Origin of the sequence: Nocardioides sp., assembly GCF_035503875.1 — a bacterium.
Taxonomy (GTDB): Bacteria; Actinomycetota; Actinomycetes; order Propionibacteriales; family Nocardioidaceae; genus Nocardioides.
The window spans coordinates 1-25,609 of sequence record NZ_DATJTA010000067.1 but is presented as its reverse complement, the minus strand read 5'-3'; the positions used below and the strand labels follow the sequence as shown (position 1 = coordinate 25,609).

Genomic DNA, 25,609 nt, shown 5'->3' with positions numbered 1-25,609 from the left:
TCGGAACCAGCATGCCCCGCGGTGGCGCGGGTCACCTCACCGCCCGCGGACCCGGGCGACGAGGTCGGCGGCGGCGCCCGGCCACGCGGGGTGCTCGAACTCGAACCCGGCCTCCAGCAGCCTGGTCGGTACGACGCGGCGGCTCTTCAGCAGGAGCTCGGTGTCGGTGCCCAGCGCCCAGGCGCCGACCTCGGCCATCGCGCGGGTCGCGGGCAGCCCCGGGCGCCGGCCCCAGGCCCGGCGCAGGTCGCGCATCAGCTCGCGCTGGGGGAGCGGACCGGGCGCGGCGAGGTTCACCGGGCCGTCGAGGTCGTCGCGGGCCAGGAGCAGGTCGACGGCCCGGACCAGGTCGCGGTCGTGGATCCAGGAGACGTACTGCCCACCGCCGGCGACCGGTCCGCCGAGGCCTAGCCGCGCCATCCGCAGGAGATAGTCGAGGACCCCGCCGCGGTCGGGGCTCATCACCATCGCGGCGCGCATCGCCACCCGCCGCGTGTGCGGCAGGGTCGCCTCCTGCTGGGCCGCCTCCCAGCGGCGGGCGATCCGCACGCTGTACTCCCAGTACGGCGGGACGCCGGGCTCGTCGCCCCCGATGATCCCGGTCTCCTCGTCGTTCGGTGCGTCGCGGCGGTCGGCGTAGATCGTGGCGGTGCTCATCTGCAGCCACACGGCGGGCGGCCGGCCGACCTGCTCCAGCGCCCGGCCGACCGCACGGGTGGACTCGACCCGCGACGCCATCATCTGGCGCAGGTTCTCGTCGGTGTAGCGGCAGCTGACCGAGCGTCCGGCGAGGTTGACGACGGCGGCCGCGCCGTCGAGCTCCGCGGCCCAGTCGCCGACGGTGCGCCCGTCCCAGAGCAGGTGCCGGACGCCGGGCTCCAGCGGCGCGACACGCCGGCTCAGGACGACGACGTCGTGTCCGCGTGCGGCGAGCGAGCGTCGGAGGATGCCGCCGACCTGTCCGGTGCCCCCGGGGATCACGATGCGCATGTCGCGACCCTAGACGCCATTTTGAACATGTTCAAACTGCCATGATGCTCGCCATGGACCTGGGCGTGACGCTCGTCTTCGTCGCCGTCGTCGGCGCGCGCTTCCTGCTGCCGCTGGCGATCCCGTACTGGCCGCTCCCGGCCGTGGTCGCCTGCCTCGTGCTCGACGGGGTCGACCAGACGATCTTCCAGCTCTTCGGCTACGACCCGCCGGGCTACCAGGCCTACGACAAGGCGATGGACGTCTACTACCTGGCGATCGCCTACCTCGCGATGCTGCGCAACTGGGTCAGCGTCCCGGCCTTCCGGATCGGCTGGTTCCTCTACTTCTACCGGCTGATCGGCGTGGTGGCCTTCGAGCTGTCCCACGCGCGGCCGCTGCTGCTGATCTTCCCGAACACCTTCGAGTACTTCTTCATCGCCTACGAGACGGTGCGCGCCCGGTGGTCCCCGATCGCGCTGGCGCTGAGCTGGTGGCTGAGTGCCGCCGCCCTGCTGTGGGTCTTCGTCAAGCTCCCCCAGGAGTGGTGGATCCACATCGCGAAGCTCGACGTGACCGACGAGATCGCGGCACACCGGTGGGTCCTGCTGCTGCTCTTCGTCCTCGTCGCCGGGGCGGTCGTGGTGGTCCGGTACGTCGTCACCCCGCGGCTGCCCGCGCCGGACTGGGACTGGCGGCTGAGCCCGGAGCCGCTGCCCGAGGAGATCGACGAGGCGCACGAGCAGATCGCGTGGCGCGCCGAGAACGACCGGGTCCTGTCCTGGGGGACGGTCGAGAAGATCGTGCTGGTCGGGCTGCTCGCAGTCGTGTTCGCGCAGATGCTGCCGGATTTCACCGGCTCCTCGACCGAGCTGTTCGTGGGCGTCGCGGTGGTCGTCGTCCTCAACGCCGCCATCACGCTGGTCGCGGCCCGGCGCCACTGGACGGTGGGCTCGCTGGCCGTCACGTTCCTCATCCGGCTGGCCGTCAACGTCGTACTCGTGGTGCTCGCGGACGAGGTGCTGCCGGGCGGGGAGGCCAGCCTGGACGGCTTCGACACGATGTTCTTCCTGTCGCTGATCAGCCTGATCACCACGCTGCACGACCGATGGCGCCCGGTCCACGAGGTACGCGTCGCGGCCACGACCTGACCGCGGCTCAAGTGGACCTCCAGTCCGCTCCCAGTCTCCTGCAAGCGGGCGCGCGTACTCATGTCCCATGAGCACAGCGACCCTCACCCAGACTCTCGCCGAGACCCCGTCCGCGACCGCGGCCCCCGTCCGTCCGGACGTCCTGCCCTGCCACGCCGACCCCGACCTGTGGTTCGCCAAGGACAACGACGGCGCGATGAAGGCCAAGTCGGCCTGCCTCCCGTGCCCGATCCGCCCCGCCTGCCTGTCGGCCGCCGTCGACCGCGGGGAGCCGTGGGGGGTCTGGGGAGGCGAGCTCTTCAGCGCCGGCCAGGTGATCCCGCGCAAGCCGCGCCGCGGCCGCCCGCCCAAGGTGCGGGCCGAGGCCCGGTCTTGACCGGCAGCCGCCGAAGTCGCTAAATGCGGCCCCGATGGGGAACGATGAACGAGTCGAACCATCGCGGGGGGTCTGGAAGTGGAGCTGGTTGAGGTCGCGCTGCCGACCCGACTCGTGGTCGGTGCTACCAGCACGTTCCCGCTCCACCACTCCCGCACGAAGCTCACCCGCGGCCTCGAGCCCGGGGAGGAGCTGGTCATCCTCGACGCCGACGGCGAGTACCACGCCGCCGCCGTCACCGACATCGCCTTCACCTCGGAGGACACGGTCTACGTCGTCCGGACCGGCGTCCGGCTCCCCGAGGACCTGGCCCTCGCCCGCATCGAGTCCGCCGACGGCGTCCAGCGCGGCGACGTCGACGGCGTCGTCGACCTGATCGGCGAGATGCTGCGCCGCTCGCGCCGGACCGAGGACGACGACAGCCGGTAGGCCCCGTGGGACTCGAACCCACAACCCAAGGATTAAAAGTCCTCTGCTCTGCCAATTGAGCTAGGGGCCCGGGAGATGGGGACGCTCATCCGTCTCGCTCCCGGAAGAAGTTAACAGTCCTCCAGTGCTCTCCACGCACCCGACCGTGCCCCGGGTGTCCCGAACGGCACCCATCCTCCGGAGGATCGCGACAACCGTGAGCGGTCTGGTGCTCCGGGCGACTCGACGACGTCGTTCTGCACAAGACGCGCGGCGGCGGTTGATTCGGACTAGCTGCACGTGCACGGCGAGAGTGCACGTCGTCACAAGACGATTCCCTACTGCGGAGTAAAGCCCTAGGTTGAACGCGCCGTCGCCGAGCACGGGGTCAGGCGGGCGCCCGAGGAGGACTCGTGATGTCATCAGCACCTGCGGGGACGGGGTCCCGGCGGCCCCGGGTTCCGGTCGAGCGCCGGTGGATGGGCCTGGACAAGCGGTCCATCCCGTACGCGCTCGTCGCGCTCGCGATCTTCGCACTGTGGACCGTGGTCGTTCCTCGCATCGACGACGCCGTGGCGTACGACGACCAGGTGTCGGCTGGGGAGCGCTTCCTGATCGCCGACGGCATCGTGTTCACCCCGACGGCGGGCTGGCAGGTCGACAGCGGGCTCCGGTACGACCCGGACCGCCCGGCGAGCGCCGAACAGGTCGTCTTGGTGAAGAACGGCGTGACCTTCGCCGTCCAGAGCGGCGACTTCGACGGCACCCCGGACGCCCTGCTCGACCAGATCGACAAGGTCACCACCCTCACCGACAACGGCGAGGGGTTCTCGGTCAGCAACGAGCGGGTGAGCCTCACCACCGATGCCGGCGACGTCGGCGTCGCCGAGGCGTTCACCAGCGCGCGTGCCGCGGGGTCGATCGCCGCGCTCGTCCTCGACGGCACCGGCGTCGAGATCCAGATCGTCGGACCGCCCGAGCAGCTGAGCGCGGTCTCCGACGAGATCGTCTCCATGGTCGCGACCATCCGCCGGCTCGACGAGACGGGATCCGCATCATGAGCACCTACCCGACCGACGCCGTGCCCGGGTCCGCCGCCGCGCCGGACGACCTGATCCAAGCCCGAGCCCAGGCGTTGGAGGAGTCCGCCTGGGGTGAGCGGTTCCACCTGGTCCAACCGCGCAACCTGTGCTTCTGGGTCTACGTCGTGCTGATGGCGATCGGCGTCCATCACATCTTCACCAGCTTCTCGCCGGTGATCGGGTACTACGGCGACGCGCTCGCGGTCGGGATCGTCGTCAACGGTGTCCTGGGGTTGGTGTGGTGGCTGTGGTTCCGCCACATCGACCGATGGGAGCACCAGCCGTTCTCGCTCATCGTCACCGCGTTCCTATGGGGCGGGGTCGCGGCGACCTTCGCGATGGCGATCCAGGGGAACGCGGCCGTGATGAACCTGTACGCGAAGCTGTTCGGACAGGAGTGGGCCTCGGCCTGGCAGGCCGGACTCACTGCGCCGTTCGTCGAGGAGACCTCCAAGTTCGCTGGTTTCCTCCTGTTGATGGGGCTGTCGGCGCGGTTGGTGCGCACCGTCCACGACGGCCTCCTGCTCGGCGCGTTCATCGGCCTCGGGTTCCAGGTCTTCGAGGACACCCTGTACGCGGTCAACGCGGCGTTCGCGAACTTCGGTACCGACCCCGTGGGAGGGGCCGTCGGTACGGCGGAGCTCCGCGTTGCCACGGGCTTCTTGTCTCATCCCCTCTACAGCGCCCTGTGCTGCGCCGGCCTGGTGTACCTCATCGGCACCGCGGCACAACCGCGCCGCGTCGGCCGGGGGATCGCTCTCGTGGCCGCCGGCGTACTCGCTCACCTCACGTGGGACTCGGTCGTCGCCTTCTCCAACTCCGCCGTGGCCACGTTCGCCGTGATGCTCAGCTCGGCCCTCATCGGGCTGGGGATGCTGTGGTACGCCTTCAAGACGGCCGCACCCGCCCAGGGGCGGTACGTGAAGGCGATCCTCGCCCCCGAGGTCAGCACGGGCGTGGTCACCGACGAGGAGGTCGAGGCGCTGCTCGACCGGAAGAGCCGCAAGTCCTACCTCCACGGCGCCGGCGGGCACGGTCATGACCGTCAGCAGCGAGTCCGTCGAAAGCACACCCTGGAGGCGATCCGCGACCTCGTCGACGAACTCGTCCACGCCAAGGGCGCCGAGAGCACCGAGGTCGAGCACGCTCGCGCCGACATTGCTCGTCTCCGTGCAGCGACCAGCTGAGCAAGCACGGCCGCGACGGGTTCGAGCAGTCCTGTCGCCACGCAGGCGAAACGCAACGTTCGGCCCGAGATGACGATGTCTCAGCGAAGATCGGTCGAGCGTGCTGACCAGGGTCGGTCGCCATAGAGCACCGGTTCTGGGTCCGCGCTGCTCCTGTCACCTCTGCGGACGAAGCCGGCGATGAACAGCAACAGGACTCCAGCCACGGCCTGCTCAAGCTGCCAGACGGCGCAGTCGGTGATCGAAGTTCGGGTCACTCGTGGACGCACCCGACCAGCGGCAGGAGCGGGCGATCTTGTGGGCTCGTGGACTCCACCCAGCTACTCGGTGTCCCCGTCGTCATCGTCCTCGATGTATCCGGTGACGGGGTCAACCATTGCGATGAAATCTCGGATGGCGTCGGCATGCCCGGCGATCGTCTCTCGTTGATGATCGGAGCGTCGGCTGCTCAAGCCGTAGCCCACCGCAGGCCCTCCAGACTCTCCGGGAAGCCGGGTGTAGTGGTACGTGCCCGGCTGCGAAGGGTCGTAGACGACGGAGAAGGTCATGCCGTCAACGGTGACTTCGAGGTGGTCGGGTGACGCGTGTTCTTGTTCGCTCGACACCAGGAGATTGAACCAACCGCGAGAGGCGGTCCCGGGCTGCCGTGCCAATCACTGCGTCTGGGTCCTGGACGCCCCTTGCCGTACTCAGCGCGGCACGAGTGCTCCGAGATGCGCCCGCCAGTCAAGTAGGCGACCCGTGGCGTACTCAACCCAAGGGCCGGTGCCTGCCTCAAGGGCAGGTCGCATCGGCAGCGTTTCGAGTCGCCCATGCGTCCGCAGGTAGGTGCTGCCCGTCGAGCACGTCGCTGGCGTTGACGTCGTGCTGCTCGGCGAGGAACCGGCCTGCGGGCCAGTCTGGCCCGTGCTGCCGTGGGGTCGGTGGCGCGCGGCGGGCAGGCCCTGTGTCGTGGTTCTGGGCGTGTTGGGAGCATCTGAGGGTGACGTTAACGTTGACCTTCGTCAAGGCCCTCGAGTCAGAGCACGCGTGCGTATCGAAGCCCTACCTGGACCTTCCCGGCTTCAGGGTGGGGTGGTGGACCGGGCAATGTCATGGTCAGGTTGCGTTCGCCTCGTTCACTGACGAGTTCGGGGTCGAGGTGGCGCGGGCGCAGATCAAGCTGGAGGCCCTGACCGGGCTGGCGTACCCGACCTGGGATCGGCCCGAGGGCGGCGTCACGGAGATCGACCTCATCGAGGTGCGCGACACCGCCCGCGGGTCCGGCCTCGGGACCGAGGCAGTGCACCTGCTGGTTGCGGCCTATGGCCCGCCCGTCATCGCGTTGGCTAAGAACGAGAGTGCCGAGGCATTCTGGCGCCAGCAGCCCGGGTGGGTGGAACACCTCCGCGAGACTGACTCCGACGACGGGCCTGAAGCCCCGAAGGGAATGCCGCTCTTCGTCTGGAACGGCAGTGCAGCATGACCGGGCCATCAGCCGGCTCCACCGTGCTGGCTGATGGCCCGGGAGCCGGTCGCGCATCAGTACGACCCCTCGAATGTCGCGAGGTTGGTGCGCATCGTCATGACGGGTGAGTTGATGATGGTGCGGTGCGACGGTAACTCCGAGACCGTCGTGCCGGGTGGCGGCTCCTGATGCACTGATCGTTGGCAGGCCGTCATGTGACCGCTCGTGCAGCAACCCGCGCCTCCGGACTCGATGAACCTGATCAGGGGTTGGCCGCGCAAGGCTAAGAAAGGGACCCGCAAGGTCGCGCCAAGGAGGCTGCAAGGGCGGGGTGAGGGACTGGGGATGCCCGCCGGGACGGCGGGCATCCCTCCCACGAAGGAACGACCGTGCCCCACCCCCATCGCCCCCATCGCGCCTGGCGCCGTGTGCTCGCACTCGCCGCCGGGACAACACTCCTGCTCTCCGGCCTGGCCGTGACCGCGCCCCCCGCGAGCGCCGGCCAGGTCGGCCTGACCCTGAAGATCCGCGGCGCCGGCACGGTGCAGGTCGTCGAGGGCTCCATCGAGGACGGCGGCTGGACCAGCTGCGACCGGACCGCCAACCTGGACGACCGCGTCGTCCAGGACTGCGGCCGGATCCGCAACGAGGAGCCCTTCGAGGCCTGGATCTGGCTGCGCGCCGTCCCCGCTCCCGAGCCCGCCGGGGAGTGGGTCGTGACCAACTGGGACGGGTGCGACGACGTGCGGAAGGTCGGCGAGACCTTCGAGTGCGCCGTGCACTCGGGGGCGTTCGGCAGCGTCGAGAAGACGGTGACCGCCAACTTCAGCGACGTACGCTCGCCCACGCTGACGTCCTTCACCCAGGTCCGCGACACCAGCGCCCCGGGCACCTGGACCTACGCCTGGGCCGCCGACCACGGCGACCTGGAGTGCGCCTACGAGAGCCTGTCGTTCATGGCCTGCTCCTCGCCGAAGGTCGTGCCCTGGGACGAGGGCTCGCACCGCTTCAGCGTGCGAGCGGTCGACGCGTCGGGCAACACCAGCGCCTTCCAGAGCCACGAGGTCACGGTCGTCGACACCGAGGTCATCTCGGGTCCCGCGGCCCGCGTCGCGTCGAGCACGGCGCGGTTCAACCTGCGCACGGGCGCCGGGAACGCCTTCGACTGCTCGCTCGACGGCGCGGCGTGGTCCGGGTGCGCGTCGGGCAGGAACGTCGTGGTCGACCTGGCCGGTCTCGCCGACGGGCAGCACACCCTGCGGGCTCGCGCGAAGGTCGGTACCTGGCTGGACCTGTTCCCGGTCGAGCACACCTGGACCGTCGACACCACGGCCCCGGTCACGACGATCGGGACCACGACCCACGTCCGCGACACCGCCTCGATCGCGTTCACGGCTCCCGGCGCCGCGCTGTCGGAGTGCCGGCTCGACGGCGGCAGCTGGGGCCCGTGCACCTCGCCGGCGACGTACGTCGGGCTCGCCGACGGACAGCACCGCTTCGAGGTCCGCTCGGTCGACGACCTCGGCAACACCGAGGCCGTGCCGGTCGTGCACGAGTGGGTCAGCGACAGCACCGTGCCGGTCATCACCCTCACCGGCAAGCACGTCCGCGACCGGGCGACCCTCACGTTCGCGGCACCCGGCGCCGCGTCGTACTCCTGCCGCCTCGACGGCGGCGCCTGGACGGTGTGCACCTCGCCCACGTCGTACGTCGGGCTCGCCGACGGCCGGCACCGCTTCGAGGTCCGGGCCACCGACGGCTCGGGCAACGTGACGCAGGTGCCGGCGGTGCACGAGTGGGTCGTCGACACGACCGCGCCGCAGACGCGGTTCACCTCCGGCCCGGCCGAGGGCTCGGTCGACCTGCGCTCGTCGATCACCCTCGGCATCCACGCCGCGGACGCCGAGCGGGTGGCCTGCACCCTCGACGGCGCGAGCGTGCCGTGCGGCGCCTCGCTCGCGCTCGCACGGCTTCGGCCCGGCACGCACCGGGTGACGGCGACGGGGGTCGACGCGGCCGGCAATGCCGACGCCACCCCCGCCGCCCGGACCTGGACGGTCCCTCTCGACGACCGGGCGCTGCGCAAGGCTCGGGGTTGGAAGCGCGTCCGCTCCGCATCGGCGTACGGCGGCTCCTTCCTGCGGGCGTCCAGGAGGGGCGCGTCGGTGAGCGTCAAGGTCCGGGGCGCCCGGAGCCTGATCCTCGTGGCCGGGCCCGGGAAGGGGAGCGGCAAGGTCACCGTCCTCGCCGGCAAGCGTCGCCTGCGTACCGTCACGCTGCCGACCTCCCGGACCCCTCGGCTGGTCCCGGTCGCCACGCTGGCCAAGCCCTTCAGCGGCAAGCTGCGGATCGTCGTGGCCGGCGGGCGACAGGTGCGTCTCGACGGGCTGGGCGTGGTGGCGGGCTGACCCCGACCTCGACTCGGCGGCCGACCGACGCAGCGTCCCACGACGGTCGGCTGCCGAAGTGGGCAGCGGTGACCGGCCGGTCGTGCCAGGCTCCGGTGCTGTGGAGGATCGGGAGCGGGGGCCGTCGAGGTTGCGGAGGATGGTGACGGTCCTGGTCGCCGCCGGCGTCGTCCTGATCTGCACTGCCATGTGGCTGTCGTACGACGCCCCGACGATCGCGGAGACCAGTCGCGGTGACTACACCTGCCTCGCGCCGTGGGACCTCGTCGTGAACGAGGCCGACGCCGATCCGCAGGGTGAGGCCATGCCCGACGGCGCACAGGCCGCGGCTCTGTGTCGCGAGGCGGGAGAGGAGCGATTCGCCTTGGCCGTCGGCTCCGCCTCGGGAGGGGTCGCGCTCGGTCTCGCCGCAGTGGCGTGCAGCATCGTCGCCTACCGCCGCGATCCCGAGGTCATCGAGGTCTCCGGCTGATTCGTCCTCCGGTCAGTCGAGACGGGTGAGGGCCAGGAGCTCCTCGCGGGCGACGTCGAGCTGGGTCTCGGTGAGGTAGTTCGTTCCCAGGCTGAGGGCCAGCCCCTCGGCGGCGTACCGGACCACCCAGGCGACGGGGAGCGGGAGGCCGTCGGCCTCGAAGGCGGCGTTCAGGCGCTGGGAGTCGTCGGGGGCCAGCGACTCGAGGTGCTCGAGGCCCACCTCCGCGCCGAGGTGGGCGATGAGGCCGGTCGTGCTGTACACGTCCGCGGCGGCGGCGCTGCCGCCGGTGAGCGCCCGCACGTACGCGCGGGCGAACTTCCCGGGACCGTTCTCGGTGATGTCGACGTGCGCCATCAGCTCCTCCCAGCTGCGCTCGACGACGTGGGCCACGAGGGCGGCGAGGAGCTCGTCGCGGGACTTGAAGTGGTGGGTCAGGCCGCCCTTCGTGACGCCGGCCGCCTCGGCGACGTCGGCCATGCTGACCCCGGCGCCGCGGGTCGTCACGAGGCGGTGCGCTGCCTCCAGTACGGCGCGCCGGGTCCGCTCCGCGTCGCGGACGCGCTCGCCCGATCGATCAGTGCTCGACACGCGCCGACTCCTTCGTCAGGGGGAGCGAGGGGATGAGGCGCCACGCTACGACAGCCGCGGCGAGGAGGATGACGGCCGCCACCGCCGCGGTCGACTGCATCGCCTCCGCGAACGCCGCCTGCGCGGCGGCGAGCACCTCCTCGGCCTCCGCGCCGTACGCCGTCGCGGCCAGCGAGTCCTCGGCGAGCGCGGCGTCCGCGGCGCTCGCCCCCTCGGGCAGCTCGAGGGCGCGCCGGTACAGCAGGCCGTTGAGCGAGCCCAGGATCGCGATGCCGAGGGCGCCGCCGAGCTCGTACGCCGTCTCCGAGACCGCCGAGGCGGCACCGGCGCGCCGAGCCGGGACGGCCCCGACGACGGCGTCGACCGACAGCGTCATGGCCACGCCCACGCCGAGCCCGATGATCGCGAGGCCGATGCCGAGGCCCCAGTAGGACTCCCAGTGGGTGGTGCCGGCCATCACCGCCAGGCCCGCGGCCGCCACCCCCAGGCCGAGGCCGATGGCCCGGCCGGCGCCCAGCCTCGCGAGGAGCAGCCCGACCAGGGCCACCACGACGACGGAGGCGATCGTGGCGGGCATCTCCGCCAGGCCGGCCCGGAGCGGGCCGTAGCCGCGCACCAGCTGGAGGTACTGGGAGAAGAAGAAGAGGAGCCCGAGGAACCCGAAGAGCGCCAGGACGTTGGCGGCCAGGGCGCCGGAGAACGCGGGCAGCCGGAAGAGGCTGACGTCCAGCAGCGGTACGGCGAGCCGGGTCTGGCGACGCACGAAGAGCCACCCCGCCACGAGGCCGAGCAGCAGCGCGCCGACGGTGAGCTCGTCGACGCCGTCGGAGATGACGTGCTTGATGGCGAACACGAGCGGGACGATCGCGAGGATGGACAGCGCCGACGACGTCCAGTCGATCGTCGGGGACGCCTCCCCCTTCGACTCCGGCAGCAACAGCCACCCGGCGACCAGCGCCAGGGCCATCACCGGCAGGTTGATCAGGAAGACCGAGCCCCACCAGAAGCTCTCCAGGAGCAGCCCTCCGACGAGCGGTCCGAGTGCGGCACCCGCGGTCGCCCCGACCGACCACAGGGCGATCGCCCGGGCGCGCTGCGCACGGTCGACGAACATCGCGCGCACGATCGACAGGGTCGACGGCATCAGCGTCGCCCCGGCGAGGCCGAGCAGGGCGCGGGCGAGGATCAGCATCTCGGCCGAGGGCGCGAACGCCGCCAGGAGGGAGGCCGCGCCGAACCCGAAGGTGCCGATGAGCAGCAGCCGCTTGCGGCCGACCCGGTCGGCGAGGTTGCCCATGGTGATCAGCAGGCCCGCGAGCACGAAGGCGTAGATGTCGCCGATCCACAGGATCTGGGTCGCCGACGGCGCGAGATCCGCGGTGAGGGACGGGACCGCGAGGTAGAGGACCGTGCCGTCGATCGCCAGCAGCAGCACGACGAGCACCAGGACGGCGAGAGCCGCCCACTCGCGGCGCCCGGCGAGCGGCCCGGCGGGGTCGGACGTGCTGGTGGTGGGGAGGGCTGACGAGGTCATGGATCCAGTCTACGAACTAAATGGTTCGTTGTGGAATCCGAATGGTCTTTAGCCTGTCACGAGCCGGCTCGTTAGGAATGGTTCTCATTTTCAGTATAGGGTGCGAGGGCTCTCGTTCCCGACCGGAGGTCCGTCCGCATGAGGTTCCGTCCCGCTCTCGCCGCCCCGCTGGCCGTCGCCCTCCTCGGGGTCGCGCTCACCGCCCCGGGCGCGGCCGCCGGTACGACGGGTGCGGGACCCGGCCCCGGTCCGGTCACGGCCTTCGACCTGACGCTCGAGGACGGATCGCCCGTCCTGCAGGTGCGCCAGGGGGAGCAGGTCTGGGACCCCGCCGACGTCGTACTCCACGCGGACGGGGGGCGGGCGGCGCTGACGCTGCCGTCGTCGGTGCCACTTCGGTACGACGGCCTCCTGACCCCCGGCGCCACGGTTTACGAGCTGCCGGGCACGTCCACGCCCGGGCTGCCCAGCCTGGGCTGGGGCGCGCCTGCGTCGGAGGACGGCACGGCGGCCGCGCTCCACCTCAGCGCCACCGGGCCGGGGCGGGTGCTGGCGTTGACCGACCACGGCGAGGGGGCCGCCGTCGAGGTGCACCTGGACAGCGCCGACCCCGGTCCGGCGACGATCGAGCTGCCCGCCGGCTCGGTCGCCACCCCCACCTGGATCGTCGACCGGCCCGGGACCTACACGCTCGCCGCGACCCCGACCCTCACGGCGCCCGACGGGACGTCGACCGAGGGGCCGACCGCGTCGTACCGGCTGGAGGTCAGCGAGCCGCCGGCGCCGACGCCGACACCCGCCCCGGTCCCGACGCCTACTCCGACGCCCACTCCGACGCCCACTCCGACGCCCACTCCGGCCCCCGCGCAGGCGCCGGTCCTCGAGACGACCCCGACTCCCGCGGCGGACCGCTGCGCCATCCCGGGCCTGGCCGCCGGGGCGATCACCGCCGCGGCCGGGCACTTCGACTTCGGGGTGCAGGTGGACGGGAGCACGCTCCGCTCGCGGGTGAAGGACGACCAGACCTCGCCCGCCACCTGGCGCGACCCGTCCGCGGTGCTCTTCCAGCTCGGCGACACCGCCCGGACGAGCGTCCCGGAGGGCGACGCGTACCGCTTCCTCGGCCGTCCCGGCGCCTCGGTGTGGACCATCGGGCAGACCCAGCAGGACGACGTCCCGTGGCTGGGCTGGAACACCCAGCACCCGACGGCCGTCCGCTCCATCGACGGCCCGACGACCTGGACGCTCGACGCGGTGGACGGTCCCGGTGACGTGTTCGTCTACCAGACCGGCTCCTTCGGCGCGCTGACCCGCGTGTTCGGCACCGCCGACGGCTGGCCCCGCTCGCTCCGGATCCCCGCCAACGTGCACGGGCACGGGAACTGGTCCTTCACCCGGCCGGGCACCTACCGGATCACCACCACCCATGCCGCGACGCTGACGTCGGGACACCGGGCCACCAGCACCGCGACGCTGCTGGTCCAGGTCGGGCCGTGCGCCGGAGCCGATCCGAAGCCGACCTCGCCGCTGGCGTCCGGCCGGCTGCTAACCGACGCCGACGTCGCGGTGACACCCCGGCGCGGCGTCACCGTCGAGCCCCGTCGTACGACGGCAGGGGCCACCGTCAGCGTCCGGGTGCCGAACCAGCAGCCCGGCTCCTGGCTGATGCCGGTCACCTACTCGACGCCCCGGCAGCTGGGCTGGTCGCAGGTGACGGCGACCCGTCAGCTCGCGACGGTCACGCTCCCCGGCCGGATCGCCGCGGGTCGGCACCGGATCGCGGTCTACGACGCGAGCGGCGCCGTCCAGGGCTGGGCACCCGTCGTCGTGACCGCCGCCGCCAACGAGCGCGACCCGAAGCCCGCCGAGTCGGAGAACGAGCCCGACGCGGGGAACGGGGGCGAGCCCGCCCCGGCGGCAGCCAGCCCGGGCCTCAGCGGCGCGGACGGTACGCCGCTGCGCCGCGCGCCCGAGTGCACCCCGGCGCCGAGCCCGCCCGGCGGGACCACGCCGGTCCCGCAGGCCCCGGCGCCCGCGACGGCCGCCGAGCCCGTGACCGACGGCCACCTCGACTTCGGCTCCCACGTCGTCGACGGCGCGCTCGTGGCGAAGGTCAAGGACGACCGCAGCCAGCCGCCCGCCTGGGTCGACCCCGCGAGCGTGCGCCTGGTCCTCGGGAAGACCGCGGAGCAGCAGGTGCCGGCAGGCTCGTCGTACTCCTTCATGGGCGACGAGGGCGACACCGTCTGGATGATGCCGCAGACCCAGGTGCCGGGCGTGCCGTGGCTGGGCTGGAACACCCAGGACGAGTCCGTCCGCTCGCAGGTCGCGGGCTCGGTCCGCTTCACGCTCGACGAGGTGTCCGGTCCCGGGAAGCTGGCCGTCTACCTCACCGACTCCTTCGGCGGCATCGGCGAGCGGAAGTTCGGCACCGCCCCCGGCTTCCCGTCGTCCTTCGACGTGCCGGTCAACGTGCACGCCCACGGCAACTGGGTCTTCACCGCCCCGGGCACGTACGCCGTCACCATCACGCAGTCCGCGACGCTGACCTCCGGCGCCTCGGTCTCCGACACCGCCACGCTCGCGTTCACCGTGGGTGGGGACGGAGCCGCCCGGGTGCTGCCGCGGGTCGCCCCGGGGCTCGCCACGGCCGCACCGCGCGAGCCGGCCGAACCGGCGGCGAGCGCGGACTGCGTGCTTCCGAACACGGGTGCGCCCCGGCACGCCGTACCGCTGCTCGCGCTGGGTGGCCTGCTGGTCCTGGCCGGGTCGACGGTGCTGATGCGGTCCCGCCGCCGTGCGTAGGGCGGCCCCGGTCGTCGTCGCGCTCGCCCTGTCCGTCGCGGGGTGCGCGAGCCCGGCCGGGCTGTCGGAGGGCGACGACCGGCTCCAGGTGATCACCACGACCGGCCTGCTGCGCGACCTCGTCGAGAACGTCGGCGGCCCGCACGTCAACGTCACCTCCCTGGTGCCCGACGGGGCCGATCCGCACAGCTACGAGCCGACGCTGAGGCGGGTGCGCGACGTGGTCTACGCCGACGTCGCGTTCAGCAACTACATGCTGCTGGAGCAGCACGGCATCATCAAGGCGCTCGACGCCAACCTCCCCGACGACGCCGTGAACATCTCGCTCGCCGAGGACGCCGTGAAGTACGCCGCCGAGGTCATCCCGCTCGTCGAGAACGTCAACCTCGACACGATCTGGCTCGGCCTGCGGGCGCGCGGCGACGGCGAGCAGTACGGCGCGGACCGCGCCTCCGACGTACTGCTCAGCGCGACGGCGATGACCGGCCCGGGCGACCTGCACGGCTACCTCACCGGCTCCTTCGGCGACCCCGAGATCTACGTCGACAGCACCGACGGCTTCGACGCCGCGACCGGCTACCGCGACGACACGGCCGTGCTGCCCGTCGACGCGCACACCCACATGTCCTGGGCGTTCAGCGAGCCGGGCGTCTACACGCTCACCATGGCCGCGCGGCTGCAGGCCGACGGCGAGTCGGCGTCGGTGCCGATGGGCGAGGCCACCTTCACCTTCGCGGTCGGCGTCCCCGCGGCCCAGGTCGCCGGAGCCGACCGCGAGGTCCTCGACGAGGGACACGCCGACATCACCGTCGACCTCGACGCCGGCACCGTCGGCCTGCTCCACGACCCGGAGGGCGGCGGCGAGCACGCCCAGCGCGCGCTCGCGGCGGAGGACGTCGTGATCGACGTCCCCGCGAAGGCTCTCGCCGAGGTGCCGAACGACCGGCGCCTCGGGTTCCTGGGCCGCCCCGGCACGCCGATCCACCAGCTGCCCCAGGCGGTCCTGGGCAAGCACGTCCACGGGGAGATCGACCCCCACCTGTGGCAGGACGTCGGCAACGCGATGGCGTACGTCGAGCTGATCCGCGACACCCTCGTCGACGCCGACCCCGAGCACGCCCTCGACTACCGCGAGCGCGCGGAGCGCTACCTGGCCGAGCTGCAGGACCTCGACGACCGGGTCCGCGCACGGCTGGCGGCGATCCCCGAGGGGCGCCGCCACCTGATCACGACCCACGACGCCTTCGCCTACCTCGCGAAGGCCTACGACCTCCAGGTCGCGGGGTTCGTCTCCCCGAACCCGGCCGTCGAGCCGTCCCTGGCCGACCGGCGCAAGCTCACCGAGACCATCCGCTCGCTCGAGGTGCCCGCGGTGTTCCTCGAACCCAACCTCCGCACGCGCTCCTCGACCCTGACCCAGGTCGCCGACGAGGAGGGCGTCGAGGTCTGCGCCATCTACGGCGACGTCTTCGACGACGCCGTGCGCACCTACGTCGAGCTGATGACCTTCAACGCCGACTCGCTCCACGACTGCCTGACGACCTGAGGAACCGACACATGAGACGCATCACCGGCGCCGCCGTCACCGCCGCGCTCCTGCTGGCCCTGCCCGCGCCCGCCTCCGCCACCGACCTCGACCAGCGGATCGAGGAGGACCAGCAGGTCGCCACCGAGCGCACCGAGCTCGGGACCGGCCACGTCGACCTCGGGCCGAGGTACGACGAGGACGGCGCGTGGTCGCTGATGGTGCACGACGACACCGCGACCGCCGGCTCGGTCTGGCGCGACCTCGACCGCACGGTGCTGCGGGTCCACGACGCGGCGGTCCAGCAGGTGCCGGACGACCCGGCGTACTCCTTCCTGGGCGCCGCGCCCGGCCAGGAGGTGTACGTCGTCCCGCAGACCCAGGACCAGGAAGTGGTCTGGATCGGCTGGAACACCCAGGACCCGCGCGTCATGGAGACCGTCGACCGGGGCGTGACCCTCAGCCTCGTGGCCGCCGAGGGGCCGGGCGAGCTGGTGGTCTACCTCCAGGACGGCGGCTTCGGCGAGCCCGACGTGCTCTGGGACTCGACCGTCGCCGAGGCGCAGCCGCTGTGGGTCGACGTCAACACCCACACCCACGCCAACTGGGTCTTCACCCGACCCGGCGTCTACCTCGTGACGGTGGAGGCCCGCGCGGACCTGGTCGACGGCACGACGGCGTCCGCCACCGGCACCATCCGGCTGGCGGTCGGCGACGACGTACCGGCCGAGCAGGCGTACGACGCCGTCCCGGCGGCGGCTGCCCCGACCTCGGCCGCCGCCACGCCCACGGGCACCGACGACGTCGCGGCGAGCGAGGACGAGGGCTGGGCGATGCCGGTCGCGCTGGCCGGGGTCGCCGGCGGGCTGGTCCTGGCCGGCGCGCTGGTCGTGGTCCGCGGCCGCTCGGTGCGCCGGCGTGCGTTGGCCGAGCCGGGGGAGCGGTGAGCGCCCGTCCGGTCGCGCTCGCGATCCACGGTCTGCACGTCGACCTCGGCGGCCGCCCGGTGCTCGACGGCGTCGACCTGGACGTCGAGCGGGGCGAGCTCGTCGGCCTGATCGGGCCCAACGGCGCCGGCAAGACGACCCTGGTGCGGAGCGTGCTCGGCCTGCTGCGACCGCGCGCCGGGACGGTCCGCGTCGACGGGCACGTCGTCCGGCCGCGGCGGGCGGGGATCGGCTACGTGCCGCAGCGCACCGAGTTCGCCTGGGACTTCCCGATCTCGGTCGAGCAGGTGGTGATGACCGGCCTGGTCGCCCGTCACGGCCTGCTGCGCCGGCCCGGGGTCGACGCCTGGCGGGCCGTCGGCCGCGCGCTCGACCTGGTCCGGATGACCGACCTGCGCGCCCGCCCGGTCGGCGAGCTCTCCGGCGGGCAGCGGCAGCGGGTGCTCGTCGCCCGGGCGCTCGTGCTCGACCCGAGCGTGCTCCTGCTCGACGAGCCGTTCACGGGTCTCGACATCCCGACCCAGGACATCCTCCTCGAGCTGTTCACCGGCCTGGCGCGCCAGGACCGGGCGGTGCTGATGACCACCCACGACATCGTCTCCGCGCTCTACTCCTGCGACCGGGTGGCGCTGCTCAACCGGCGCGTCGTCGCCGCCGGACCGGCGTCCGAGCTGCGCGACCCGGCACTGTGGACCCGCACCTTCGGCGTGGCCGAGGGCAGTCCCCTGATGCGGGTCCTGGGGGCGGCCTGATGCCGATCCAGGACTTCCTCGCCGACCTGCTCAACCCCGACCTGCGGTTCCTGCCCAAGGCGCTGGCCGTCGCCGTCATGTCGTCGATCGTCTGCGGGGTGGTGGGCTGCTATGTCGTCCTGCGCGGCATGGCGTTCATCGGCGACGCCGTCGCGCACGCCGTCTTCCCGGGCCTCGCCGTGGCCTTCGTCGTGTCGGGCAACCTGATCGTCGGCGGGACCGTGGCCGGCGTCGTGACGGCCGTGCTCATCGCCGTGTTCTCCCAGACGCGGCGGCTGCGGGAGGACTCCGTCATCGGGATCTTCTTCGTCGGAGCGTTCGCGCTGGGTGTCGTGATCATCTCCCGCGCGCCCGGGTACGCCGGGTCGCTCGAGCAGTTCCTCTTCGGCTCCATCGCCGGCATCCCCGACCGGGACCTGGTGGTCGTCGCCGTCGCCGGGCTCGGCGTGCTGGCCGTCGTCCTGGCGCTGCACCCGCAGCTCGTCGCCGTCACCCTCGACCGCGAGTCGGCGCGCGCGCTCGGCCTGCGCGTCTTCTGGTACGACCTGACGCTCTACGTGCTGGTGACCCTCGCCGTCGTCATCTCCGTGCAGACCATCGGCAACGTCCTGGTCCTGGCGCTGCTCGTCGCCCCGGCGGCCACCGCGCGGCTGCTCACCGACCGGCTCGCCGTGATGATGGGCCTGGCGCCGGTCATCGGCAGCCTCGCCGCGCTGATCGGGCTCTACCTCTCCTGGTCCTGGGACCTCCCCGTCGGCGCGACCGTCGTCCTCGTCCTCACCGGCGCCTTCCTGGCCGCCTGGCTGCTCGCGCCCCGGCACGGGGCGCTGACGCATCTCGTCCGCACGGCTTCATGAGATTGAAAATCATTCTCAAAAATGGTGAGGTGGGCACCTCTCCCGAGAAAGGACATCCGTGAAGCGTCTGCTCATCACCTCCCTGGCCAGCGCGGTCGGGGTGGCCGCGGTGCTCGCGGCCACCGGCCCGGCCGCCTCGGCGGCCGACCGCGAGGTCGTACTGACCCAGGGCCACATCGACCTCTTCGACGTGACGTACGACCCGGCCGCCGGCCGGCTGCGGCTCGCCGTCGGCGACGACACCGGCGCCCAGAAGGTCTTCCGCGACCCGAGCACGGTCACCATCGCCGTCGACGAGGACCTCGCCGCCACCGCCGTGCCGGACCTCCCGGCGTACTCGTTCCTCGGCGCGCCGGGGGACACGGTCTACCTGCTCCCGTTCAGCCAGAACCCCGACCTGCCCTGGCCGGGGTGGAGCACCGAGCGCCTGATGGGCTCCCTGCCCGCCGGCACCGAGGTCTCGACCGCAGCCGACGCCGTCCGGCTGAGCGTCGCGGTGGAGGGCCCGGGGCAGGTGCACGCCTACCAGTCGAACGCCTTCGGCTCGCCGATCAACCACTACGTCGACACCCGCGACGCCGGCCCGGACACCATCCCGATCAGCCGCAACGCCCACGTCCACACGGAGTGGTCCTTCTCGGCGCTCGGCGAGTACACCTTCACCGTCACGCCCACGGCCACCACCGCGACGGGCGGCACGCTGAGCGGCGACGCGGCGACGTACCACGTCCGGGTCGGCGACCCCGTGGTCGCGCCCGGCCTGGGACTCGACGTCGCCGCCAACCGGCCGAACGCCGAGTACCTCTACGGCCAGGGCATCACCCTCACCGCGACCCCGGACGCGGCCACGGACCTCGACCACTACCACTGGTTCATCAAGGGCGCCGGACAGACGGAGTACGTCGTCAGCAACCGCTCGGGGACCCGCGAGCTGAAGCTGCCGACCTCGACCGTCTGGGACGGCGCCCAGGTCGTCGCCAAGCTCTACGGGCACGACCACGAGGTGGTGGCCGAGTCCGAGCCGATCACCCTCGCGGTCGACACGCTGGAGCCCACGACCGTGCTCACGGCGCAGGCCGACCGGGCGGCGTACCAGATCGGGCAGACGGCGGTCCTCACCTCGGCCCAGAGCCCGCAGACGGCCGACGACCACTACCACTGGTACGTCCGCAAGCCCGGTGAGGAGTTCTACACCTGGATCGACGGCACCCGCGCCGCCGACGCCACGCTGCCGATCACGGCCGACCTGCAGGGTGCCGAGGTCGTCGTCCGCCTGTTCGACGGCGACCACGCGGTCCTCGCCGAGTCCGCGCCGATCGTCCTGACCGTCGGCCCGGCGGCCGCGGCTGCGACGACCACGACCGTGCGGCTCACCAGGACGAGCCAGCGGTACGGCGCCGCCCCCGGGCGGGCCGACGTCGCCGTCTCGACCGCGTCCGGCGCCGGTGCCGGCCGGGTGTCGGTCTCCGCCGGCGGCCGGGACCTCGGGACGCACGCCCTCGACGGTCGGGGCCGCGCGAGCGTCGCGCTGCCGGCCCGCCTGGCGCCCGGTGCGCACCAGGTGGTCGCCCGATTCGTCCCCGCGGACGCCTCCGCGCAGGCCGCGTCCTCGTCGGCGCCTGCCCGCGTCACCGTCGCCAAGGCGCGGGCGCGGGTCGCGCTGCGGCTCGCGAAGCCGCGCGTCCAGGCTCCCGCACGGGGCCGGGCCGTCGTCCGGGTGGCCGGCGTGGGCACGCCGACCGGCAAGGTCCGCGTGCTCGTCGACGGGAAGAGGGTCGGGACCGCTGCCCTCCGCAACGGGCGGGTCGTCGTCCGGCTGCCCCGGCTGCGCGCCGGGCGGCACGACGTCCGGGTCCGGTTCGCCGGGGACCGGCACCACGCGGCGGCCGCCAGCGCCGTACGGAAGCTGCGGGTCGCCCGCCGCTGACGGGTCCCCGACCGGCGGTCCCGGGCGCCTCGCCCGGGGCTGCCGGCGCGGAAGTTCACCCGATCTTCGTCCGAGTAGGGTGGCCCCGTGCCCGACGCGACCTCGCCCGCCGCTCCGCTGCGGAACACCCGCCAGCGGCGCGCCCTGATGGCCGAGCTCAGTGCCACCGACGGCTTCCGCACGGCGCAGGAGCTGCACGCCGCTCTCCGCGAGCAGGGCGAGTCCGTGGGGCTGGCGACCGTCTACCGCTCCCTGCAGGCCCTCGTCGAGGCCGGCGAGGTCGATACGGTCAAGGCCGACGGCGGCGAGAGCGCGTTCCGGCTCTGCAGCAGCCAGCACCACCACCACCTCGTGTGCCGGCAGTGCGGCCGGACGGTCGAGATCACCGGGCCGGCCGTCGAGCGGTGGGCGGCCAAGGTGGCCGAGGACCACGGGTACGTCGACGTCAACCACACGCTGGAGCTCTTCGGCCTCTGCCCGGAGTGTCGCGCGTCCCAGTAGGCGGCGCGCCGGGGGCGGTGTCATCCTCCGTCCTTATTGAGAGTGATAATCATCCGCGTGACGAGCGCGGATCCGACCACCACGCCCACCCCGACCCCGTCCCCGGCCCGTCGGGCGATCGGCCAACCCGAGATCGTGGGCGTGCTCCTGCTGCTCGCCCTGCTCGCGCAGGGGAAGCTGTCGAGCACGCTCGACTCCGAGGCGCTCGGCACCTGGTGCACGATCTTCGTCGCGGTGGTCGTCCAGTCGGCGCCGTTCCTGCTGGGCGGGGTCATCCTGTCGGCGGCGATCTCGGTGCTGCTGTCCGAACGCGTGCTGCAGCGCGTCGTACCGAAGAACCCGGTGCTCGCCGTACCCGTGGCGGGCGTGGCGGGGATCGGGCTCCCCGGCTGCGAGTGCGCCGCGGTCCCCGTCGCGGGCAGCCTGATGCGCCGCGGCATCGCTCCCGCGGTCGCCCTGACCTTCCTGCTCGCCGCGCCCGCCGTGAACCCCGCGGTCCTCGTCTCGACGGCCGTCGCGTTCCCGGGTCAGCCCGAGATGGTGGTGGCCCGCTTCGTCGCCTCACTGCTCACGGCCGTCGCGGTCGGCTGGTTCTGCCTGAACCGGGGTGACCGGATGCGGCTCCGCCGCCGTCCGGACCCGCCGCACCTGCACGGTCCGGGGCGGTTCACCGCCACTGTGCGGCACGACTTCCTGCACGCCTCCGGGTTCCTGGTGATCGGCGCCATGATCGCCGCGGCCGTGAACACCTTCGTCCCGCGGTCCGTGGTCGACACGGTCGCCGGGCAGGCGGTCGTCGGCGTACTCACCCTCGCCCTCCTCGCCTTCGTGGTCGCCCTGTGCTCGGAGTCCGACGCGTTCGTGGCGGCCAGCCTGACCGCCTTCTCGAGCACCGCGCAGCTGGCCTTCCTGGTCGTCGGCCCCGCGATGGACGTCAAGCTCGCGGCGATGGAGGCGGGCCAGTTCGGGAAGGCCTTCGCCGTCCGGTTCGTGCCGGTGGTCGTCGTGACCGCGGTGCTGTCCGCCTCGCTGATCGGCTGGTGGCTGCTGTGAGGACGACGACGCAGGGCCTGGTCCTCGCGTTCCTGGGTGCGGTGCTGGTGCGGCTGTCCTGGGAGGGCGCCTACCTGCACTTCGTCACCGGCTGGATGCGCTGGCCGCTGCTGGTCACCGGCGTGGTGCTGGTGCTGCTCGCCGTACGGCCGATCGTCGGGGGCGGCGAGCGCGAGGAGCACCCGGTGCCGGCGGCGACCTGGCTCCTGCTGCTGCCCGCGCTCGTGGTCTTCCTGGTCAGCCCGCAGCCCCTCGGCGCCTACCTCGCCGAGCGGCGGGCCGACGAGGCGCCGCCCGCGGCGCCCGTCGCGAGCTTCGCGCCGCTGCCGGACGCCCCCGGCGCCGTACCGCTCGAGGTCGAGGAGCTGCTCTGGCGCGCCCTGGACGAGAACGCGACCCTCGCCGGTCGCAGCGTCGAGGTCGAGGGGTTCGTCAGCCACGGCGAGGACGGCCGGTGGTTCGCGACCCGGATGGTCATCGGGTGCTGCGCCGCGGACGCGGCCGTGGTCCGGGTGCGCGTCGAGGGCGCCGACCGGCCCGCGCGGAACAGCTGGGTCGCCGTCACTGGCACCTGGCGCGACGGGACGGGAGCCGAGCCGGGCAGCGAGGCGATCCTCGACGCGGAGTCGGTACGACCGATCCCGACGCCCGCCGACACCTACGGCTGAGGCCCCTCAGTCGTCGGCCAGCACATAGGCGAGGGTCTCGTCCAGGGACATCCGCGCGCCCTGCGCCCGCAGGTCCTCGAACCGCGCGGCGCCCAAGGCCGAGCGGACCCCATCCACGACACGCTCGTGCTCGGGGAGGTCGCCGGGGTGGCGGCGGGCGCCCAGCACGCGCAGCGCCTCGTCCGCCGCGCCGACCAGGACGGCCGCGCGCTCCGATCGGCCGAGCCCGTGCTCGGGCCCGGCGAGCTGCGAGATCGTCCACGCCGCCATCAGGCGCCGGCCCAGCGACCAGCAGATCCGCAGCGCCTCGTGGGTCAGCCGCAGCGCCTCGGCGTAGTCGCCGCGGTGGTCGGCCAGGTAGCTGAGGTTGGAGAGGAACACGCTGACGTAGTTGTCGTCCTCGATCTCGCGTGAGATCAGCAGGCCCTCGTCGTACGCCGCCCGCGCGAGGTCGTCCTCGCCGGCGACGCGGGTCAGCTCGCCGCGGACGTTGAGCACCTGGGCGATCAGGGCGGGCGCGCCGACGCGGCGGGCGAGCTGGAGCGCCTCGTCGTTGATCCGCATCGCGGCGGCGTACCGGTCGGGCTCGCCGAGGTACGTCGCCGAGTCGACGGCGAGCGTGTACGCCAGGAGCCGGGTCTCGCCCAGGGCACGGAACAGCTCGACCGCGCGCTCGCAGTGTGCGCGCGCCTCGGGCTGGCTGGTGGGGAACGCCAGCAGCCCCGCGGCCAGGTGCAGCCGGGACACGGCCGCTGGCTCCAGCTCGCCCTCCCGGACGAGCATCTCGCTCACCCAGCGCTGCCCCTCGGCATGATGACCTTCGAGGAACCAGTAGCCGCCCAGGGCCGCCACGATCCGGGCGGTGAGCACGAGGTCTCCGCGCTGCCACGCCCAGTCGTGGGCGAAGCGCACCTCGGCGAGCATCTCGCTGACGTCGTCGAGCCAGGTGCCGGCCGTGTCGGTCCAGCGACGGGCGAAGAGGTCCTCGACGAAGTCCGCGACGTACGCCGCGTGCGCGGCCGCGACGTCCTCGTCCGGGTCGTCGAGGAGTCGGGCCGCGTGCTCGCGGACGAGGGCGAGCATCCCGAAGCGCGGCTCGTGCCGGTTGCCCGTCGTACGCCGGACGAGGCTCTGGTCCACCAGCACCCCGAGCGGGTCGAGCACGTCGCCGTCGTCCCAGATCGCCTCGACGGCCTCGAGCGGCACGGGAACGTGGAAGACCGACAGCCGGGCGAACAGCCGGCGCTCCGGCGGCCCGAGCAGCTGCAGGCTCCAGTCGATCGTGGCCGGGATGGTCTGCTGGCGGTCCGGCAGGTCCCGGCCCGCGGCCGCGGCCGAGCCCAGCCGGCCGGCGAGCCGCTGTCGCAGCAGCGACGGCGGCAGCGTCCGGAGGTGGCCGACGGCGATCTCGATCGCGAGCGGGAGACCGTCCACGGAGCGGCAGATCGCCTCGACGTCCGCGCGGTGGTGCTCCAGGCGGAAGTGCGGGTCGACGGCGGTCGCGGCCTGCTCGAAGAGGGCCACGGCCCGGGGGAGACCCGCCGAGCCGGGCTCGGGGTCGACGGGGAGGGGATGCACCTCGACCACCCGCTCGCCGGCGACCCTCAGGCGTGCGCGACTGGTCACGAGCAGGCGCAGGTCGGGCGACCAGCCGACCATCTCCCCGACCAGCTCCGCGGCGTCGACGACGTGCTCGAAGTTGTCCAGCACCAGCAGCAGGGACTGCCGCCGCAGCGCCTCCTCGAGCATCTGGGCGACGTTCTGGTTCTCGCCGGCGCGGATGCCGAGCTCGCGCACGATCAGCTCGGCCACCAGGTCGGCGTCGCGCACCTTGGTGAGGTCGACGTAGCAGGCGCGCTCCGGGGCCGACTCGCTGAAGCGGTGGGCGACCTCCGCGGCGAGCCGGGTCTTGCCGACCCCGCCGACGCCGAGCAGGGTCACCAGGCGGTGCCGGTCGAGCAGGTCGAGGACCCGCGCGATGTCGTCGTCGCGGCCGACGGTCGGTGTCGCGGGCCGGGGCACCCGGGTCGCGCTCCGGTTCGGCACGAGCCGGTCGGGGCCGAGCGCCGGCATCGCCTCGACCTGGGCGCGGAGTCTCCGCGCCGCACCGGCGGGCTCCGCGCCGAGCTCGTCGCGCCACAGCTGCGCCATGGCGTCGAGGTGGCGCAGGGCCTGACCACGATCGCCGTCCTCGACGTACTGATGCACGAGGCGCAGGTGCGCCTCCTCGTCGAGCGGGTCCGCGGCCAGGAGCTCCCGCCAGCGACCGGCCGAGCGGAGCAGGGAGAGGTAGCAGAGCCGGAGCCGCTCGCGCTCGGCGTCGGCCCACTGCTCGTAGAGGTCCTCGGGCAGCAGGTCGCCGGCGTACACCTCGATGGCGGCGGCCGCTGCGGCCGGGTCGGCGCCCGACTGGTGGGCGGAGACCGCGCGCTCGAAGCGCTCGACGTCGACCGACACGTCCGCGTCGGGGAGCAGCGTCACCACGTCGCCGGACAGCACCACCGCGGTCGGGACGCCGAGCGCCGAGCGCGCGTAGTGCGCGGCCTTGTGCAGTCGCGGCGCCGCCTGCTCCAGCAGCAGGTCCGGCCACAGCAGGTCGATCACCTGCTCCCGCGGCAGTCGCCGGCCCGGGCGCAGGGCGAGCAGCTTGACCAGCGCCGCCGCGTGCCGCCGGGTCCAGTCCTGGGCCGCCACCGGCCGGTCGTCCACGACCACCGCGAAGGCTCCCAGCAGGGTGATGTCGACGCGCATCCCACCTCCCCGCAGGTCCTCACGACTGTACGCCCGAGGACCCCCGGGTCTGCCTCCCCCGAAATCGCCGAGTCGGGCTCTTGTGCTGAATGTGTGGGTCAGGCTCGGCCTGGGAGGGCGGGGGTGTGGCCGCTGAGGGTCAGCATGAGGAGGCTGATGAGGGCGTCGGGGTCTTTGATGCCGAAGGCGATGCGGTTG

Annotated in this window: 22 protein-coding genes and 1 tRNA gene; 17 read left to right on the top strand and 6 right to left on the bottom strand. The window is 72.9% G+C overall.

The features are described 5' to 3' along the window. Positions 1-36: 36 nt before the first annotated feature. The gene (locus VMF51_RS15970; RefSeq protein ID WP_325475445.1) at positions 37-990 is read right to left on the bottom strand and encodes an epimerase; all 954 of its coding nucleotides are present in this window, start codon (positions 988-990) and stop codon (positions 37-39) included. 53 nt (positions 991-1,043) lie between these two features. Here VMF51_RS15970 and VMF51_RS15965 point away from each other — a divergent pair, with 53 nt between their 5' ends. The 3 genes from VMF51_RS15965 to VMF51_RS15955 all read left to right on the top strand — a co-directional run bounded on the left by VMF51_RS15965 (position 1,044) and on the right by VMF51_RS15955 (position 2,925). After that, entirely contained in the window at positions 1,044-2,120 is a 1,077-nt protein-coding gene (locus VMF51_RS15965; protein WP_325475444.1) for a hypothetical protein, read from the top strand. 67 nt (positions 2,121-2,187) lie between these two features. Further along, positions 2,188-2,496, top strand: a complete 309-nt coding sequence (locus VMF51_RS15960; protein WP_325475443.1) for a WhiB family transcriptional regulator — start codon at positions 2,188-2,190, stop codon at positions 2,494-2,496. Between the two features lie 78 nt (positions 2,497-2,574). After that, complete coding sequence (locus tag VMF51_RS15955; RefSeq protein WP_325475442.1) at positions 2,575-2,925, top strand: hypothetical protein; 351 nt, start codon at positions 2,575-2,577, stop codon at positions 2,923-2,925. Here VMF51_RS15955 and VMF51_RS15950 read toward each other — a convergent pair. Next, a tRNA-Lys gene (locus VMF51_RS15950) sits at positions 2,923-2,995 on the bottom strand. The genes VMF51_RS15955 and VMF51_RS15950 overlap by 3 nt on opposite strands. A gap of 325 nt (positions 2,996-3,320) precedes the next feature. Between VMF51_RS15950 and VMF51_RS15945 the strand changes: the two genes are divergently transcribed. Continuing rightward, positions 3,321-3,965: a hypothetical protein gene (locus tag VMF51_RS15945; protein WP_325475441.1), complete on the top strand. Its 645-nt coding sequence runs from the start codon at positions 3,321-3,323 to the stop codon at positions 3,963-3,965. Further along, positions 3,962-5,173: a PrsW family intramembrane metalloprotease gene (locus VMF51_RS15940; protein ID WP_325475440.1), complete on the top strand. Its 1,212-nt coding sequence runs from the start codon at positions 3,962-3,964 to the stop codon at positions 5,171-5,173. The genes VMF51_RS15945 and VMF51_RS15940 overlap by 4 nt, the downstream gene beginning before the upstream one ends. Positions 5,174-5,493: 320 nt before the next feature. On the opposite strand, the gene VMF51_RS15935 is transcribed toward VMF51_RS15940, so the two are convergent. Further along, positions 5,494-5,721: a hypothetical protein gene (locus VMF51_RS15935; protein ID WP_325475439.1), complete on the bottom strand. Its 228-nt coding sequence runs from the start codon at positions 5,719-5,721 to the stop codon at positions 5,494-5,496. Positions 5,722-6,155: 434 nt separating this feature from the next. Here VMF51_RS15935 and VMF51_RS15930 point away from each other — a divergent pair, with 434 nt between their 5' ends. The 3 genes from VMF51_RS15930 to VMF51_RS15920 all read left to right on the top strand — a co-directional run bounded on the left by VMF51_RS15930 (position 6,156) and on the right by VMF51_RS15920 (position 9,500). After that, complete coding sequence (locus tag VMF51_RS15930; RefSeq protein ID WP_325475438.1) at positions 6,156-6,638, top strand: hypothetical protein; 483 nt, start codon at positions 6,156-6,158, stop codon at positions 6,636-6,638. A gap of 371 nt (positions 6,639-7,009) precedes the next feature. After that, on the top strand, positions 7,010-9,028 hold the full coding sequence (locus VMF51_RS15925; protein ID WP_325475437.1) for a hypothetical protein: 2,019 nt from the start codon (positions 7,010-7,012) through the stop codon (positions 9,026-9,028). A 139-nt stretch (positions 9,029-9,167) separates the two neighbouring features. After that, complete coding sequence (locus tag VMF51_RS15920) at positions 9,168-9,500, top strand: hypothetical protein (protein WP_325475436.1); 333 nt, start codon at positions 9,168-9,170, stop codon at positions 9,498-9,500. Positions 9,501-9,512: 12 nt separating this feature from the next. On the opposite strand, the gene VMF51_RS15915 is transcribed toward VMF51_RS15920, so the two are convergent. Both VMF51_RS15915 and VMF51_RS15910 read right to left on the bottom strand, forming a co-directional pair. Then, positions 9,513-10,091 (bottom strand): TetR/AcrR family transcriptional regulator, encoded by a 579-nt coding sequence (locus tag VMF51_RS15915; RefSeq protein ID WP_325475435.1) that lies wholly within the window; start codon positions 10,089-10,091, stop codon positions 9,513-9,515. Next, positions 10,078-11,625, bottom strand: coding sequence for an MFS transporter (locus VMF51_RS15910; RefSeq protein ID WP_325475434.1), 1,548 nt, complete (start codon positions 11,623-11,625; stop codon positions 10,078-10,080). The genes VMF51_RS15915 and VMF51_RS15910 overlap by 14 nt, the downstream gene beginning before the upstream one ends. A 138-nt stretch (positions 11,626-11,763) precedes the next feature. Here VMF51_RS15910 and VMF51_RS15905 point away from each other — a divergent pair, with 138 nt between their 5' ends. The 9 genes from VMF51_RS15905 (at position 11,764) to VMF51_RS15865 (ending at position 22,660) form a co-directional block, all read left to right on the top strand. Further along, positions 11,764-14,430, top strand: coding sequence for a TIGR03773 family transporter-associated surface protein (locus VMF51_RS15905; RefSeq protein ID WP_325475433.1), 2,667 nt, complete (start codon positions 11,764-11,766; stop codon positions 14,428-14,430). Next, complete coding sequence (locus tag VMF51_RS15900) at positions 14,423-15,976, top strand: anchored repeat ABC transporter, substrate-binding protein (protein WP_325475432.1); 1,554 nt, start codon at positions 14,423-14,425, stop codon at positions 15,974-15,976. Before VMF51_RS15905 ends, VMF51_RS15900 begins: the two co-directional genes overlap by 8 nt. 11 nt (positions 15,977-15,987) lie before the next feature. Next, positions 15,988-16,902, top strand: a complete 915-nt coding sequence (locus tag VMF51_RS15895; protein ID WP_325475431.1) for a choice-of-anchor M domain-containing protein — start codon at positions 15,988-15,990, stop codon at positions 16,900-16,902. After that, a complete protein-coding gene (locus VMF51_RS15890; protein ID WP_325475430.1) occupies positions 16,899-17,654 on the top strand; it encodes an anchored repeat-type ABC transporter ATP-binding subunit in 756 nt (251 codons plus the stop codon). Before VMF51_RS15895 ends, VMF51_RS15890 begins: the two co-directional genes overlap by 4 nt. Continuing rightward, on the top strand, positions 17,654-18,511 hold the full coding sequence (locus tag VMF51_RS15885) for an anchored repeat-type ABC transporter permease subunit (protein ID WP_414689477.1): 858 nt from the start codon (positions 17,654-17,656) through the stop codon (positions 18,509-18,511). The genes VMF51_RS15890 and VMF51_RS15885 overlap by 1 nt, the downstream gene beginning before the upstream one ends. A gap of 58 nt (positions 18,512-18,569) precedes the next feature. Continuing rightward, on the top strand, positions 18,570-20,438 hold the full coding sequence (locus VMF51_RS15880) for a choice-of-anchor M domain-containing protein (RefSeq protein ID WP_325475429.1): 1,869 nt from the start codon (positions 18,570-18,572) through the stop codon (positions 20,436-20,438). Positions 20,439-20,525: 87 nt separating this feature from the next. After that, a complete protein-coding gene (locus VMF51_RS15875; RefSeq protein WP_325475428.1) occupies positions 20,526-20,939 on the top strand; it encodes a Fur family transcriptional regulator in 414 nt (137 codons plus the stop codon). Between the two features lie 57 nt (positions 20,940-20,996). Further along, entirely contained in the window at positions 20,997-21,992 is a 996-nt protein-coding gene (locus VMF51_RS15870; RefSeq protein WP_414689476.1) for a permease, read from the top strand. Continuing rightward, positions 21,989-22,660: a TIGR03943 family putative permease subunit gene (locus VMF51_RS15865; protein WP_325475427.1), complete on the top strand. Its 672-nt coding sequence runs from the start codon at positions 21,989-21,991 to the stop codon at positions 22,658-22,660. Before VMF51_RS15870 ends, VMF51_RS15865 begins: the two co-directional genes overlap by 4 nt. Before the next feature lie 6 nt (positions 22,661-22,666). Here the strand turns inward: VMF51_RS15865 and VMF51_RS15860 are convergent, their stop codons facing one another. Beyond that, a complete protein-coding gene (locus VMF51_RS15860) occupies positions 22,667-25,411 on the bottom strand; it encodes an ATP-binding protein (RefSeq protein WP_325475426.1) in 2,745 nt (914 codons plus the stop codon). Positions 25,412-25,609 lie beyond the last annotated feature (198 nt).